General features: G+C 67.7%; 13 protein-coding genes and 1 tRNA gene. 7 read left to right on the top strand and 7 right to left on the bottom strand.

Translation table 11 applies throughout. The features are described 5' to 3' along the window. The first annotated feature begins 5 nt into the window (after positions 1–5). Genes G5A46_RS06585 through G5A46_RS06560 form a run of 6 tightly spaced genes read left to right on the top strand, consistent with a single transcriptional unit; the run spans position 6 to position 5,729 of the window. Positions 6–1,187, top strand: a complete 1,182-nt coding sequence (locus tag G5A46_RS06585) for an amidohydrolase family protein (protein ID WP_163848439.1) — start codon at positions 6–8, stop codon at positions 1,185–1,187. Next, positions 1,184–2,635 carry a chlorohydrolase family protein gene (locus tag G5A46_RS06580; protein WP_338050025.1) on the top strand — a complete coding sequence of 484 codons (1,452 nt, stop codon included), beginning with the start codon at positions 1,184–1,186 and terminating at the stop codon, positions 2,633–2,635. Before G5A46_RS06585 ends, G5A46_RS06580 begins: the two co-directional genes overlap by 4 nt. Next, on the top strand, positions 2,632–3,624 hold the full coding sequence (locus G5A46_RS06575) for an ABC transporter ATP-binding protein (protein ID WP_163848437.1): 993 nt from the start codon (positions 2,632–2,634) through the stop codon (positions 3,622–3,624). The genes G5A46_RS06580 and G5A46_RS06575 overlap by 4 nt, the downstream gene beginning before the upstream one ends. Further along, positions 3,621–4,595, top strand: a complete 975-nt coding sequence (locus tag G5A46_RS06570; RefSeq protein ID WP_163848435.1) for an ABC transporter ATP-binding protein — start codon at positions 3,621–3,623, stop codon at positions 4,593–4,595. The genes G5A46_RS06575 and G5A46_RS06570 overlap by 4 nt, the downstream gene beginning before the upstream one ends. Next, complete coding sequence (locus G5A46_RS06565; RefSeq protein WP_163848433.1) at positions 4,585–5,082, top strand: nucleoside deaminase; 498 nt, start codon at positions 4,585–4,587, stop codon at positions 5,080–5,082. Before G5A46_RS06570 ends, G5A46_RS06565 begins: the two co-directional genes overlap by 11 nt. 2 nt (positions 5,083–5,084) lie before the next feature. Continuing rightward, a complete protein-coding gene (locus G5A46_RS06560) occupies positions 5,085–5,729 on the top strand; it encodes an aspartate/glutamate racemase family protein (protein WP_163848431.1) in 645 nt (214 codons plus the stop codon). Positions 5,730–5,808: 79 nt separating this feature from the next. Here G5A46_RS06560 and G5A46_RS06555 read toward each other — a convergent pair. Further along, positions 5,809–5,885, bottom strand: a tRNA-Met gene (locus G5A46_RS06555). 137 nt (positions 5,886–6,022) lie between these two features. On the opposite strand from G5A46_RS06555, the gene G5A46_RS06550 reads away from it, so the two are divergent. Beyond that, positions 6,023–7,432: an FAD-binding oxidoreductase gene (locus G5A46_RS06550; protein ID WP_163848429.1), complete on the top strand. Its 1,410-nt coding sequence runs from the start codon at positions 6,023–6,025 to the stop codon at positions 7,430–7,432. A gap of 68 nt (positions 7,433–7,500) precedes the next feature. Here the strand turns inward: G5A46_RS06550 and G5A46_RS06545 are convergent, their stop codons facing one another. From G5A46_RS06545 to purH, 6 genes are all read right to left on the bottom strand, one after another. Beyond that, a complete protein-coding gene (locus G5A46_RS06545; protein WP_338050024.1) occupies positions 7,501–9,096 on the bottom strand; it encodes a lytic murein transglycosylase in 1,596 nt (531 codons plus the stop codon). A 123-nt stretch (positions 9,097–9,219) separates the two neighbouring features. Continuing rightward, the gene (rnr, locus tag G5A46_RS06540; RefSeq protein ID WP_163848427.1) at positions 9,220–11,505 is read right to left on the bottom strand and encodes a ribonuclease R; all 2,286 of its coding nucleotides are present in this window, start codon (positions 11,503–11,505) and stop codon (positions 9,220–9,222) included. Between the two features lie 170 nt (positions 11,506–11,675). Continuing rightward, positions 11,676–12,824, bottom strand: a complete 1,149-nt coding sequence (gene dapE / locus G5A46_RS06535; RefSeq protein WP_163848425.1) for a succinyl-diaminopimelate desuccinylase — start codon at positions 12,822–12,824, stop codon at positions 11,676–11,678. A 284-nt stretch (positions 12,825–13,108) separates the two neighbouring features. Next, positions 13,109–13,633 carry a DUF3035 domain-containing protein gene (locus G5A46_RS06530; protein WP_163848423.1) on the bottom strand — a complete coding sequence of 175 codons (525 nt, stop codon included), beginning with the start codon at positions 13,631–13,633 and terminating at the stop codon, positions 13,109–13,111. A 49-nt stretch (positions 13,634–13,682) separates the two neighbouring features. After that, entirely contained in the window at positions 13,683–14,150 is a 468-nt protein-coding gene (gene lspA, locus G5A46_RS06525) for a signal peptidase II (protein ID WP_163848421.1), read from the bottom strand. 10 nt (positions 14,151–14,160) lie between these two features. Next, positions 14,161–15,777 (bottom strand): bifunctional phosphoribosylaminoimidazolecarboxamide formyltransferase/IMP cyclohydrolase, encoded by a 1,617-nt coding sequence (gene purH, locus G5A46_RS06520; protein ID WP_163849908.1) that lies wholly within the window; start codon positions 15,775–15,777, stop codon positions 14,161–14,163. Between the last annotated feature and the right edge of the window lie 21 nt (positions 15,778–15,798).

The raw sequence follows: 15,798 nt of genomic DNA, 5'->3' as shown, positions 1-15,798 counted from the left end.
TTCCAGTGACCAACAAGACAATTCAGAATGTGCGCCCGATGGGCGGCCCGGCCACCGACCTGCATATCGCGGATGGCGTTTTTGTCGCCGACGCATCCGCAAACGCCGAGGTGATCGACGGCGGCGGCCGCATCGTCATCCCCGGCCTGGTCGAGGCGCATACCCACCTGGACAAATCCCTGTTGGGCCTGCCGTGGTATCGCAACGAGGTCGGTCCCCGCCTGATCGACAAGATCGACAACGAGCGCGAGGTGAAGGTCTCGCTTGGCCTTGACCCTCGGGTGCAAAGCGAACGTCATGCCATCCTCGCCATGTCGCACGGCTGCACCCATATCCGCAGTCACGTGGACGTGGACACCCATCACGGGCTGGCGGGGATCGAGGGCGTCATGGCAACGCGCGAGAAGCTCGCCGGCATGGTCGACATCGAGATCGTGGCCTTTCCGCAGTCGGGCATGATGACCCGGCCCGGCACCGCCGAGCTGATGGATGCGGCGCTGAGCCTTGGCGCGGACCTGGTCGGCGGCATTGATCCCTGCGGGATGGAACATGACCCCAAGGGTCACCTCGATACCGTCTTCGCGCTGGCCGAGAAACACGGCAAGCCGGTGGATATCCACCTGCACGAACGCGATGCGCTGGGCTGGTTCTCGATGGAGGAAATCATCGACCGCACCATGGCGCTGGGAATGCAGGGCAAGGTCTCCATCTCCCATGCCTTCTGCCTGGGCGCGGTGGATCGCGGTTATGTCGCAGGGTTGCAGGAGAAACTGGCCGAGAACCGCATTCACATCCTCACGACGGCCCCCGCCTCCGCTCCGGTGCCGGCGGTCAAGGAGCTGAAGGCGCTTGGCATCCTGACCGGCGCGGGCTGTGACGGCATCCGCGACACCTGGGGGCCCTATGGCAATTCAGACATGCTGGAAAAGGCCATGCACATCGGGATGCGCAACAACCTGCGCCGCGATGACGAAGTGGAGCTGGCGCTGGACATCTGCACCTTCGGCGGCGCGGCGATCATGGGAGCCGAGGGCTACGGGCTGGACGCGGGCTGCCGTGCCGACTGCCTGCTGATCGAGGGCGACACCCTGGCCGAGGCCGTCGTCACCCATGCGCCGCGCAAACTGGTACTGAAGGGCGGTGAAGTCATCGCCCGCGACGGTGCCTGCGTGATCGAGGCCCCATGATGGAGGGGGCGAAGCCGGGCCGGACGCTTCTTTCGGCCCGTTGGGTCATAGGCCATCAGGGCGGGCGCCACGTGGTGCATGAAAACGGCGTGGTGGTGATCGAAGGGACCGGGGTGCTGCATGTCGGCACAGATTTCGACGGCGCGGTGGCGCGGCGGATCGACTACGGCGAAGCCGTGATCTCGCCGGGCTTCATCGACCTTGATGCGCTGTCGGATCTCGACACGACGATCCTGGGCTTCGACAACGGGCCGGCGTGGCAAAAGGGCCGCGTCTGGCCGGAGAGCTATGTCAATCGTGGCCCCTACGAGATGTACACGCCCGAGGAGCTGGCATTTCAGAAGCGCCATGCCTTTGCCCAGCTGATCCGCAACGGCATCACCACGGCGCTGCCCATCGCCTCCCTGTTCTACCGCGCATGGGGCGAGACCGTCGCGGAGTTCGAAGCCGCCGCCGCCGCGGCCGAAGACCTCGGGCTGCGGGTCTACCTCGGTCCCGCCTATCGCACCGGCGGACAGGTGACGGATGAGGCGGGCAATATCCGCGCCGTCTTTGACGAGGCGCGCGGGCTGGAAGGGCTGGCCGAGGCGGCCGATTTCGCCCGGCGCGTCGACGGCATCGCCGGGGGACGCATCCGCGCGATGTTTGCCCCCGACCGGATCGAAACCTGCACCGGGACGCTGCTGCAACGCACCGCCGAAATCGCCACCGAGATGGGCGCGCCGGTGCGCCTGCATTGCAGCCAGTCGCCGGTGGAACTGCATTTGGTGCGGGAACAGCACGGCTGCGCACCGATTGAGTGGTTGAGCCGCATCGGCGCGCTGCGCGACACCTGGCTGCTGCCGCATGGCACGCAGGCGACAGATGCCGAATTCGACCTGATCGCAGAGGCCCAGGCCACGCTGGTGCATTGCCCGCTGGTGGCCGCGCGTCATGGCGGGATGCTGAAGAGTTTTCCCAAGGCCCGCGCGCGCGGCATCAACATCGGGCTGGGCACCGACACCCATCCGGCCGACATGATCCTCAACATGCAGATCGGCATGATGACCGCGCGTCTGGCCGAAGGTGTCTCGGCGGTTCGTTCCGAAGACATGTTCGATGCGGCCACGCTGGGCGGTGCACAGGCGCTGGATCGGGCTGACCTCGGGCGCCTCTCCCCCGGTGCCAAGGCTGATATCGCGGTGATCGATCTGCGCCACTGCCTGCAAACGCCCGACCCGGTACAGACGTTGATGACCGCCGCCTCTGGCCGCGACATGCGCGATGTCTGGATCGACGGGCGGCAGGTGATGGCCGATGGCGTGATCCCCGGCGTCGACGCTGCGGCCGATGCCGCCCGCGCCCAGGCGCAATTCGACGGGCTGATCGCCAAATACCCGGACCGCACCGCCGGCCATCCGCCGGTCTGCGAAATCTTCACCCCCAGCTACAAGAGGGTCACGCCATGAGCGATGTCGTTCTCGACGTGCAGAACCTGCGCGTCGAATTTCCCACCCGCAAAGGCGTGCTGACCGCCGTCGATGACATTTCGCTGCAAATCCGACGTGGTGAAATCCTCGGCGTGGTCGGTGAATCCGGTGCCGGCAAGTCTATGACCGGCATGTCGATCCTCGGGCTTCTGGAACCGCCGGGACGGATCGCCGCCGGCACGATTCACCTTTCCGGCGACCGGATCGACAATCTCGATGACCGTGCCATGCAAGCCGTGCGCGGCCGTCGCATCGGCGCAATCTTCCAGGACCCTCTGACCTCGCTCAACCCGCTGTTCCGGGTCGGGGACCAGCTGGTCGAAACCATCCGCCTGCACAGCGACCTCGACAAGCCCCGCGCCCGCGAACGCGCCAGGGAACTGATGCGCGAGGTCGGCATCCCGGCGGTGGAAGAACGCATCGACAGCTACCCGCACCAGTTCTCCGGCGGGATGCGGCAGCGGATCGTGATTGCCCTCGCGCTCTGTGCCGAGCCGGAGCTGATCGTCGCGGACGAGCCGACCACCGCGCTCGATGTTTCGATCCAGGCGCAGATTACCGCCCTGCTGAAACGGCTGTGCCGGGAGCGGGGCACAGCGGTGATGCTGGTGACCCATGACATGGGCGTGATCGCCGAAACCGCCGACCGTGTGGCGGTGATGTATGCAGGCCGGCTGGCCGAGGTCGGAAGCGTCAATGACCTGGTACGCCGGCCACGCCACCCCTACACCACCGGGCTGATGGGCTCGATCCCCTCGCTGCGCAAGGATGTCGAGGAATTGCAGATGATCCCCGGCGCGATGCCGCGGCTGAACGCCATCCCGCAAGGCTGCGCCTTCAACCCGCGCTGCGCCCATGCCGGGCCGCGCTGCCGCGCCGAGGTGCCGCGCATCGCCAGCGGCGAGGCCTCCGGCGCCGCCTGCTGGCTGGCGCAGACCGGCACCGTAGACCAGGGAGAAGCTGCATGACCCTCCGCACCAACGCCATCCTTGAGGTCGACGCGCTGGAACGCCGCTTCGACGTCTCCGCCCCCTGGCTCAACCGCCTGATCGAGCGCAAGCCGCGCAAGACCCTGCGCGCCGTCGACGGCGTCGATTTCGTCATCCAGCGCGGCCAGACCCTTGCGCTGGTTGGCGAATCTGGCTGCGGCAAGAGCACCATCGCCAAGCTGGTGACCGGGCTTCACGCCCCTTCGGGGGGGAAGATCACTTTCAACGGTGACAGGGATCGGCTCCAGATGATCTTCCAGGATCCGTTTGCCAGCCTGAACCCGCGCTGGCGCGTCGCCCGGATCATCGCCGAGCCGCTGCGCACGCTGAAACCCGACACCCCCGAGGCCGAGGTTTCGGCCCGTGTGGATGAATTGTTGCGCACCGTGGGGCTGGCCCCCGCCGACGGGCTGAAATTCCCGCACGAATTCTCGGGCGGCCAGCGGCAGCGCATCTCCATCGCCCGCGCCCTGGCCGGCGAGCCGGAATTCCTGGTCTGTGACGAGCCGACCTCCGCCCTCGATGTCTCTGTTCAGGCGCAGGTGCTGAACCTGATGAAACGGCTGCAAAAGGAGATGGGCCTGACCTATCTTTTCATCAGCCACGACCTGAGTGTGGTGCGCCACATGGCCGACGTGATCGCGGTGATGTATCTGGGCCGTATCGTCGAGATCCAGCCAACCGCCGACTTGTTCGTCAACCCACTGCATCCCTATACCCGCCTGCTGCTTGACACGATCCCCGACCTTGAGGCCCCGCGCCGCGACCGCAGCCCGATGGGGGGCGAAGTCCCCTCCCCGGTGTCGCCCCCTTCGGGGTGCAGCTTTCACCCGCGCTGCCCGCTGGCGTTCGACCGCTGCAAATCAGAACGCCCGCAGCGCAGTCCCGATGTCCACAACCGTCGCGTTGCCTGTTTCGCGGCCGAAGAAGGAACCCCCGATGTACGATGAGACCTTCCTGCGCCGCGCCATCGCGATTTCGGCCCAGGCGCTCGACACCCCCGGAACGGAGCCGTTCGGCGCGGTCATCGTAAAGGACGGCAAGATCGTCGGCGAGGGCATCAACCGCTCGGTCATGCACCACGATCCCACCTCGCATGGCGAAACCGAAGCGATCCGCGATGCCTGCCGCAACCTTGAAACCGTCGATCTGCGCGGCTGTCAGCTGTATTCCAGCTGCGAACCCTGTGCCCTGTGCGTGGCGGCGATGAACATCGCCGGGATCACCGCGCTTTATTACGCCGCCGACATGGCGCAGGCCGGTGAGGCCATCGCCGATCTGCCCGAAGCCGCGCGTTTTCCCGTGGATGTCGATCGTCTGACCCATGAATGCGGGCGCGCAGTCGGGGAGCGCGCCATGCCCTCCGAACAGCATCTGGACGCGGAAGCCGCGAAGATCCTTCGGGATTGGGCCAGACACGCACGGTCGCAGGTCTGAGCATGCGCCTGCTCTACCTCAACCCGAATTCCACCGAGGCCATGACCGACAGCATGGTGGCGGTCGCCCGAGACACCGCGCCGGACGCCGACGTGCTGGGCTGGACCAATCACCTTGGCCCGCCCGCGATTCAGGGCCCGGAAGATGGCGCCGCCGCGATCAAGGGAATGCTGTCCCTCCTTCCGAAGGCGCGGGCCACGGGTGTGGACGCGATTGTCATCGGGTGTTTCGACGACACCGGTCTGGCCCGGATGCGGGCCGCGGCACATTGCCCGGTGATCGGCATCGGACAGGCCGCCATGTCGCTGGCGACGCTGCACAGCGACCGCTTCGGTATCGTCACGACCCTCGACATCTCCGTGCCGGTGATCGCGGCGAACGTGGACGCCTATGGCCATCGACAGGCCTGTTTCGGGGTCTTTGCCTCCGGGCTGCCGGTGCTGGAGGTCGAGCAAGGCGGACAAGCCGTCGAAGACCGGCTTGCGATTACCATTGCCACGGCGCGGTCCAGGGGGGCCGGTGCCGTCGTTCTTGGTTGCGCCGGCATGTCCCGCCTGCGCCAGCGGCTGTCGACGCGGACAGGATCGGTGCTGATCGACGGCGTTGTCGCCTCTGCCTTCATGGCCCGGGCCGTCGCCTGTGCCTGACCTCCGCCCGGAGAGGCACATAACCATCAGCGCGCACAGGCGCGCCCACGTGTCGTACTCTGAGAATATGGGGGTGTGGTGGTAGCGGAGGAGGGACTTGAACCCCCGACACGCGGATTATGATTCCGCTGCTCTAACCAACTGAGCTACTCCGCCAAACCGTGGCGCTAGTTAGGGCAGGCTCCGATGGAGGTCAAGCGGAAAAAGCCGGGTTTTCGCCGGCCCGCCGCTTGCCGTTCCGACGGCACTTGCCCATGATCGCGCGCCGGGACCGAAACGGAGAGGGAGCGCGGATGCTGGAAGACTTGCAGGCGATCGTCGGGGCAGAGCATGTTCTGACCGGGGCGGATGCCGCGCCCTATGGCCATGGCTGGGGCGATCCGGCCCATGCGACCGTGCCGCTGGCCGTTGTGCGCCCCGCCTCCACCGAAGAAGTGGCGGCCATCGTGCGGCTGGCGGGCGCGACCGGAACGGCGTTGATCCCCGTCGCCGGGCGCACCGGGCTGACCCGCGCGGGCCACGGAGAGGGCGCGCTGATCCTGTCGGTGGAACGGATGAACCGCATTCGCGAAATCCGGGCGGAGGGGCGCTCTGCCGTAGTGGAGGCCGGGGTGATCCTGGCCAATCTGCACAGCGCGGTCGAGGATCACGACCTGGTCTTTCCCCTGACTTTCGGGGCGCGCGGATCGGCGATGGTCGGCGGGGCGCTTGGCACCAATGCGGGCGGGTCCAACGTGCTGCGCTACGGCAATACCCGCGACCTGGTGCTGGGGATCGAGGCGGTCCTGCCCTCGGGCGCGGTGATGAATCTGATGTCCCCGCTGCACAAGGACAATTCCGGCTATGACCTGCGGCACCTGCTGATCGGGGCGGAGGGTACGCTGGGCGTGATCACCGCCGCCCATGTCAAGCTGTTCCCGAAGCCCGGCGCCTATGCTACCGCCATGGTCGCCATGGACGATCTGGACGATGCGCTGGCGCTGCTGAACACGCTACAGGCAGAGACGGGCGGCAGCGTGGAGGCTTGCGAATACATGCCCGGCACCTATGTGCAGGCCCACACCGCCCTGCCCCCCGGCCACCGCGCGCCCTTCGACCGGACCTGGCCGGTGAACATCCTGGTGGAGGTCGGCGCTCTGGCTCCGCGCGATTGCACCCCCGGCCCCGATGGCCGCATCCCGGTGCAGTCCCGGCTGGAGGAGGTGCTGGGCCGGATGCTGGAGGATGGCCGGATCTCCGACGCGGTGATCGCCAGTTCCGAGGCACAGCGCCGGGAGATGTGGGCCCGACGGGAGGCCGCCGCCGAAATCGCGGGTCAGCACAAGCTGCGGATTACCCTGGACGTGGCCGTGCCGCTGGACCGGGTGGCGGAATTCCTGCGCCGGGCGGATGCGCGTCTGGCACAGCTCGATCCCGCTGCGACGACATCGGTGGTGGCGCATCTGGGGGACGGCAACGTGCATTACACGATTTTCCCGCGTGACGCCGATCCCGTGCACAAGGAACATGTGATGGAGGAGATCGAGGGGATCGCGCTGGACCTGGGCGGCACCTTCTCGGCCGAACATGGCATCGGCACGGTCAAACTGGGCGCCATGACCCGGCGCAAGGATCCCGCCGCGCTGGCCGCCATGCGCGCGATCAAGGCCGCGCTGGACCCGGCGGGCATCATGAACCCAGGCAAGCTGATTCCCCCCGCCTAAGGCACCCCGTGGCGCCTTCCGCCTGCCCATCCTGCGGTGCAGGTCCGGGCACGAGACCGCCAGGCAGCCTAGCGCCGCAGCGCCTGCAACAGGGGCACGGACGGGTGGCCATCCGGCACCAGCCCGGCGCTGGATTGAAAGGCGCGGATGGCGCGGATGGAATTCGGCCCCAGCCGACCGTCCACCCCACCGGGATCGAACCCGCGCCGGGCCAGCAGGCGCTGGACCTCCTCCCGCTCCGCCCGTTTCAGGCGGTGGTCGCCTTCCGGCCATGAGCCTTTCAACGGGCCAGCCCCGGCGATGCGGTCCCCCAGGTGACCGACACCCAGCGCATAGGCATCGGAATTGTTGTACCGCTTGATCACGTCGAAGTTGCGGAAGGTCAGAAAGGCCACGCCCTGCGCTCCGGAGGGCAACAGCAGTTTTGCCGATCCGTGATCGCGCAGCCGCCCGCCATCGGCGGCGCGCAGGCCCAGCCGTTCCCATTCCGACGGCATCTTCTTGGGTCCATGCGCCAGCGCAAAGTTGAAATCGCGCGGCACGATGACCTCCACCCCCCAGGGCATGTTGGGGATCCAGCCGGCCTTGGCCAGGTATGCGGCGGTAGAGGCCAGCGCATCGGTCGGATCGTCGGACCAGATGTCCCGGCGGCCATCGCCGGTGAAATCGACGGCATAGGCCGCGTAGGAGGTCGGGATGAATTGCGTGTGGCCCATGGCCCCGGCCCAGCTGCCGGTCATGTCCTCGGGCCGGACATCGCCATTTTGCAGGATCTTCAGCGCCGCGATCAGCTGCTTCTCGAAGAAGGCACCGCGCCGGCCGTCATGGGCCAGCGTCGCCAGCGCGGAGATCAGCGGAGTGTTGCCCCGGTTGGCGCCGTAATTGCTTTCCATGCCCCAGACGGCGGCCACGTAATGGCCGGGCACGTCGTAGCGCGCGGCAATCGCATTCAGGCGGCCGGCCTGTTCGGCGGCGGCGGCACGGCCGTTGCGGACGCGGCTGTCGGACACCGCGCGCGACAGGTAATCGCCGGTGGAGGTGGTGAATTCCGATTGGTTGCCGTCGCGTTTCACGACCTGCGGCAGGTATTCGACGCCGGCAAAGGCCCGGTCGAACACCGCGCCGGAGACCCCCGCCGAAAGCGCGCGCCCCCGGAACCCGGCGATCCAGCGGTTGAAATCGGCTTGCAGCGCGGCAGGCACGGCCTGTGGCGCAGGGGCGGCGGCGGCGGCGGCGCGGCGTGGGGCCTCCGCCAGGTTGGCGGGGCGCAGACGGGGGCGCAGGCTGCGGCGCACCAGGGTGACGGGGGCGTGGGCCTCCGATTCGCGGGCGGTCACGGCGATCACGTTCGACAACTCGTCGGTGGCATTGCCGCGCGGCAGGGCGGGCGCACGGGGGTTGGCATTGCGCGTCACTTCGATGGCCCGCAGCGCTGCGCGGGCCACCTCCCCCGCATCGGCGGAGGCCGGGGCGCCGGGCGTGGGCGGGGCCACATCCACCGGACGCGCCGCCGCGACGCGGGTCGCCATGGAGGTGATGCTGGCCGGTCGGACCTGGGGCCGCAGAGACCGGCCGGGCGCATCGGCGCGCACGGCCTCTGCCACCGCCAGTTGCAACCCGCAAAGAAGGACCAGACCCGGAAGGCCCGCGTGGATACGTGTCATGGTGACCGCCCTGACTGCTCTGTTTTCGCTGCCCGTTTGCCGGACTTGTGACAACAGCATATAGCCTTGGCGCCGATTTCGAAAGATAGCGCCGCGGCAGGCGCGCAGGATTCCGCGCGGCGCTCAGTGGCGCTGGCGTTTCACCTTGCGCTTGATCTTGTCGGATTTGCGTTTGGCCTTCACCAATTTGCGGCGCGGACTGTCGCCGCGTCCGCGCGGGCCGCCTCGTCCGCCGCGCCCGCCCCGTCCGCCGGTACCGCCGGGCATCTGCTGGCCGTCAAGCTCCAGCAGCTCCAGCTCCAGCCCGCCGGTCACGGGCACGGCGGCTGCCAGCTTGACACGCACGCGTTGACCGGGCGCGATTTCCACCCCGGTTTCACTGCCCATCAGGGTGCCGGCATCGCGGTCGAAATGGAAATATTCCGCCCCCAGAGACCGCATCGGGATCAACCCGTCGGCGCCCGTCTCGTCCAGCCGCACAAAGGCGCCAAACCGGGCAATACCGCTGATCCTGCCCGTGAATTCACTGCCAACCCGCTCTGCCAGATAGGCCGAGAGATAGCGATCCGTAGTGTCACGCTCCGCCGTCATCGACCGCCGCTCCGTCTCGGAGATATGGGCACCGGTGGCATCCAGCGTCTCGATCTCCTGCGGGGTCAGCCCGTCCTCCCCCCATCCATGGGCGCGGACCAGCCCACGATGCACCACCAGGTCGGAATAGCGCCGGATCGGCGAGGTGAAATGCGCATAATGCTTCAGCGCCAGGCCAAAGTGGCCGAAATTCACCGGGGCGTAATAGGCCTGCGTCATGCTGCGCAGGGTGGACATGTTGATGAGTTCCGCGAAATCGGTGCCGGCAGCCTGATCCAGCAGCTGGTTCAAATGGCGGGTCAGCACCACCTGCCCCTTGGCCAGGGCAAAGCCCGACGCCTGGGCCGTTTCCCGCAGGCTTTCCAGTTTTTCCACCGGCGGCTCCTCATGCACGCGGAACAGCAAGGGCACCTTCCTGGCGATCAGCGTCTCCGCCGTGGCGACGTTGGAGAGAACCATGAATTCCTCGATCATGCGGTGCGCATCGAGACGATCCTTGAACCGGACCGAGGTGACTTCGCCCTCCTCCGACAATTCGATCCGGCGTTCGGGCAGGTCCAGATCCAGCGGCTGCCGAGCTTCGCGCGCGCGCACCAACGCGGCGTAGGCGGCATAGAGCGGCTCCAGAACCTCTTCCATCAGCGGGGCGGTGCGGTCATTGGGCGCGCCGTCCATGGCCGCCTGCACCTCCTCGTAATGCAGCGAGGCGGCAGAACGCATGATGCCGCGGTGGAAGGCATGATCGATCTTGTTGCCATCCGCATCCAGCCGCATCCGCAGCGCGATACAGGCGCGCGGCACCCCCTCGTGGAGGGAGCACAGATCGCCCGACAGCCGGTCGGGCAGCATCGGCACCACGCGGTCGGGGAAGTAGGTGGAATTGCCGCGCCGCCGGGCCTCCCGGTCCAACGCGGTGCCGGGGCGCACGTAATGGGCCACATCGGCGATCGCCACCCACAGCACATGGCCGCCGGGATTTTTCGGGTCGTCGTCGGCCTGGGCATAGCAGGCGTCGTCATGGTCGCGGGCATCGGCCGGGTCGATGGTGACCAACGGCAGATGGCGCAGATCCTCGCGCCCCTTCAGCCCGGCGGGTTTCATCGCGTCGGCCTCCGCGACGACATCATCGGGGAAGGCGTCGGGAATGCCGTGCTGGTGAATGGCGATCAGCGATACGGCGCGCGGTGCCGAGGGATCGCCCAGCCGCGCCACAATGCGGGCGCGGGGCAGGCCCATGCGGGATTTCGGGCCGCTCTGCTCGGCCTCGACCAATTCGCCATCGCGGGCGCCGTGGGTGGCGCCGTCGGGCACCAGCCATTCGCGGTCCGACCCCTTGTCGATGGGCATGATGCGCCCGCCCTCCGCCCCCTGGCGGTAGACGCCCAGGATGCGCTGCGGATTGTGTCCGATCTTGCGGATCAGGCGGGCCTCATAGGCATGCGCGCCCTCGATCAGGGTCAACCGGGCCAGGATACGGTCCCCCGCGCCCAGGGCCGGGTCAGAACTGCGGGCGATGATGTGCACGGCAGGTTCCGGCCCCTCCCCCGCCCATTCCAGCGGCCGGGCGGTCAGGTCGCCATCGGGGCCGGGTTCGGCCACCTGCAACACGCTGACGGGCGGCAGGCGATCCGGATCGCGGTAGGTCTTCTTGCGCTTTTCCAGGTGGCCTTCGTCCTCCAGCTCCTTCAGCAGGCGCTTCAGATCGATGCGCGCGGCGCCCTTGATCCCGAAGGCCTTGGCGATGTCACGCTTGGCCGTCTGGGTGGGGTTGTCGGAGATCCATTGCAGGATATCGGATTTTGAAGGCAGATCTGTCATGAGCGAGGCCTATCACGGGTGCAACGGGGCGTCATGAAGGAAATGGGGGCGGCGCCGGCGCTGTCCACCCCCGTCAGGCCGTTCAAACGCCACAGCCCCCCGCGCCGCGAACCACGGTCCTGCGCCTCCCCTGGCATCAGAGCGCGGCGGCAGCGCCCCGGACCTGGATGTCAGGCAAAGTAATCGGCGAGGATCCGGCCGTAGATCGCCTTGAGCTGGGTGATCTGGTCGACGACGACATGTTCATCCACCTGGTGCATCGTCTGACCGACCAGCCCGAATTCAACCACCGGGCAGTGATCCTTGACGAACCGCGCATCCGATGTCCCGCCAGAGGTGCTGGCCACCGGGGTCACACCGGTTTCCGCCGCCACCGCCCTCGCGACCAGCTCGGAGAATGCTCCGGGCGGGGTCAGGAAGGCCTCGCCGCTGACCTTGATCTCCACGTCGATGGGCAGGTCGAACAGACGGCTGACCTCCTGCGCCTCGCGTTGCAGCCAGCGGGTCAGGCTGTCGCCGGAATGGGTGTCGTTGAACCGGATGTTGACCGTGGCACGGCAGGCGGCGGGGATCACGTTGGTGGCCGGGTTGCCGGTGTCGATGGTGACGACGGCCAGGGTGGAGGGGTCGAAATGATCGGTGCCCGTGTCCAGCTCGTGCCCGGAAAGGCGATCCATCAGACGCACCAGCGCGGGGATCGGATTGTTCGCGCGGTGGGGATAGGCGGAATGGCCCTGCACGCCGTTGGCGGTGAACTTCGCGGTGAGAGAGCCGCGCCGCCCGATCTTCATCATCTCGCCCATCACCTCGGGGCAGGTGGGCTCTCCGACCAGGCAATGGGTCATCGCCTCGCCGGTGCTGTCCATCCAGTCCAGCAGGGCGCGGGTGCCATCGGTGGCGTCCGCTTCCTCGTCGCCAGTGATGGCCAGCACGACGGCCCCATCGGGCGGTGTCCGGGTGACGAAATCCACGGCGGCGGCGGCAAAGGCCGCGACGCCGGATTTCATGTCCGTCGCGCCGCGTCCCCACAGCTTCCCATCCCGGATTTCGGCGCCAAAGGGATCGACGGACCAGGCCGCCGTATCGCCCACCGGGACCACGTCGGTATGCCCGTTGAAGCCCAGGGTGCGGGCATGTCCCTTGTCGCCCCAGCGGGCGAACAGGTTGGAGATCCCGCCCCGATCGGCCCTGTGACAGGTGAAGCCAGCGCCGGTCAGCATCTCTTCCAGCAGGCGCAGGGCGCCGCCCTCCTCCGGCGTGACAGAGGGGCAGCGGACAAGGCGGGCGGTCAGGTCAACGGGATCAAGCGGCTGGGACATCTGGTTCTCCTACTGGCGCGCGGGATGACAGACCGTGAGGGCCCGGCCATCCGGCTGACCTGCAATAGACCCAATCGCGGCAAAGGGAAACCACGGGCGCGGCGGCACGGCGGCCCCTATTTCACGGCGACCGGTCCCCCAGAAAAGCGAAACGGCGCGACACCGGGGGTGTGACGCCGTCGTATCTGCATTGCCCGATGTCGCACGCCAGACCCTGCCCCCTGGCATCCAAGGCCGCGTGACAGATGCGCCTCGTCACCGGGGCGCACGCCCCGCTGGTCGGGTCACTGAACCGCAGGCGGGGCGGTGGGCGTCGGCGCGCCGGCGTTCTGCCACCGCTGTTTTTCTTTCTGGCCGTCCAGCGCCTGGCGCTTGTAGGCGGGATAATACCGATCGACGCGGAACAGCCGGATCTTGGTGAACCGCGACTTGCGACGGCGGAAATCCTCGTCCTCTTCGGTCAGGACGGGGCGGATGTCCGGGTTGATGCCGCGCCGGCCGGCATGGGCGACCAGCGCCGCATCCGATGCGGCCACGCCCCGATTGTCCAGCGCCGCCGGGTTGCCGCCCAACGCCGCGACCGCGTCGGCCTCCGGTGTCAGGTCGGTACGGTTGCCCTGTCCCGGCGTCGGCGCCGGCAGTTCCGCATAGGAGGGCGGTGCCTCCAGCGCCTTGTTGGGCAGGATGGCGAATTCCTCCGGCCCGCCGCCGGGATTGTGGAAGCTGCGCAGGGAAATATCCCGCTCCCGCTCTCCGCAGGCTGCGAGTCCCAGTATGGCAACAATGATCAAGCCGCGTGCCAGCGCCATGGCCACCCTCCTTTATTGTCAGCCGTTCTAGACGATCACCACGGCAACGTCACGCGTCTTTCTCCGCCGGAAGAAAGACCAGCATCAACACCCCGACAAAGATCGACACATCCGCGACGTTGAAAGCGAATGGATTGTCGATGCCGCAACAGCTCATGTTGATGAAATCTGCCACGGCGCCGTACAGCAGCCGGTCCACGACGTTGCCCAGCGCCCCGCCGATCACCAGCCCGGCGGCAATCAGACCGATGCGACGCGGGCGTTCGCGCCAGACCCACCAGATCACGCCCGCGCAGATCAGCGCGGCAATGCCGATCAGAATCCAGCGCGTCCAGGGCGTGCCCCCTGCAAAGAGACCGAAGTTGATCCCCTCGTTCCAGGCCATGCGAAAGGTCAGCAAGGGTGGCAACACGTCGATCTGCCCCAGCTGCCGCAGGTTCATCATGTGCACGACGATGTATTTCGTCGCCTGATCCAGCAGGAAGACCCAGAAGCCCGTCCAGAATACCGTTCGCATCGCGCCCCTCTCAGTGCCGGAAGTGGCGCATGCCGGTCAGGACCATGGCCAGACCGGCCTCGTCCGCCGCCGCGATCACCTCGTCGTCGCGCATCGACCCGCCGGGCTGGATCACAGCCGTGGCGCCGGCCTCTGCCGCAGCCAGCAGACCGTCCGCAAAGGGGAAGAACGCGTCGGATGCCACCACGGACCCCTTGGCCGGTGTCTCGGGCAGGCCGCATTCCTCTGCCATGCGCCGCGCCTTCAGCGCCGCGATGGTCGAACTGTCCACGCGGCTCATCTGCCCGGCGCCCACGCCGACGGTCGCGCCATCGCGAACATAGACGATGGCGTTGGACTTCACATGTTTCGCCACCGTCCAGGCAAAGCGCATGTCGGCCAGCTCTGCCTCGGTCGGGGCGCGCTTCGTCACGACCTTCAGGTCAGCGGGCAGCACCCGGCCATTGTCGCGGTCCTGCACCAGCATCCCGCCCGAAACCTGACGGATCGCCAGCCCGGCGGCAGCCGGATCGGCCAGCCCGTCGGTCAGCAACAGGCGCAGGTTCTTCTTCTTCGCCAGGATCTCCCGCGCGGCCTCATCGGCGCCGGGGGCGATGATCACCTCGGTGAAGATGCCGGCGATCTCTTCGGCGGTGGCGGCGTCCAGCGGCTGGTTCAGCGCGATGATCCCGCCAAAGGCCGAGGTGCGATCGCAATCGAAGGCGCGGCCATAGGCCTGTTTCAGCGTCTCGCCCCGTGCCACGCCGCTGGGGTTGGCGTGCTTGATGATGGCGCAGGCGGGGCCGTCCTCGGCGCGGAACTCGCTGACCAGCTCAAAAGCGGCGTCGGTGTCGTTGATGTTGTTGTAGCTCAGTTCCTTGCCCTGCACCTGGCGGGCGGTGGCCACGCCGGGCCGGGCGGAGCCGTCGGTATAGAAGGCCGCCGCCTGATGCGGGTTCTCGCCGTAACGCAGGGTCTGCGCCAGCGCCCCGGCAAAGCTGCGGCGGCGCGGTGTCGGCTCGCCGATGGCCCCGGCCATCCAGGCGGACACCGCCGAATCATAGGCCGCCGTGCGGGAATAGGCGGTCAGCGCCAGCCGCTGGCGGAAGGCATAGGTGGTCTGACCGTCATGGGCCTCCAGCTCGGCCAGCAGGGCGTCGTAATCCTGCACGTCGGTGACCACGTTGACAAAGGCGTGGTTCTTGGACGCCGCCCGGATCATCGCCGGGCCGCCGATATCGATATTCTCGATGCAGGTGCCGTAATCGGCGCCCTTGGCCACCGTTTCCTCGAACGGGTAGAGGTTCACCACCAGCAGATCGATCGGCGCGATCCCGTGATCGGTCATCGCCTGGACATGCGCCGCGTTGTCGCGCAGCGCCAGCAGCCCGCCGTGCACGGCCGGGTGCAGGGTCTTGACCCGGCCATCCATCATCTCGGGAAAGTCGGTGACATCGGCGACGTCGCGCACCGCCAGCCCGGCGTCGCGCAGCGTCGCGGCGCTACCGCCGGTGGACAGCAGCTCCACCCCCCTGTCCGTCAGGGCGCGGGCCAGTTCGACCAACCCGGTCTTGTCCGAGACGGAGATCAGGGCGCGGCGAAGCGGGGACAATCCGGGGGCGGTGGCGGCAGTCGTCTGGTCGGGCATCGGGTCGGAAATCCAGGGTTG

The sequence above is a fragment of the Pseudooceanicola aestuarii genome (assembly GCF_010614805.1).
Taxonomy (GTDB): Bacteria; Pseudomonadota; Alphaproteobacteria; order Rhodobacterales; family Rhodobacteraceae; genus Pseudooceanicola; species Pseudooceanicola aestuarii.
The sequence above is the reverse complement of the archived record's forward strand: the minus strand, read 5'-3'. Positions and strand labels throughout refer to the sequence as shown.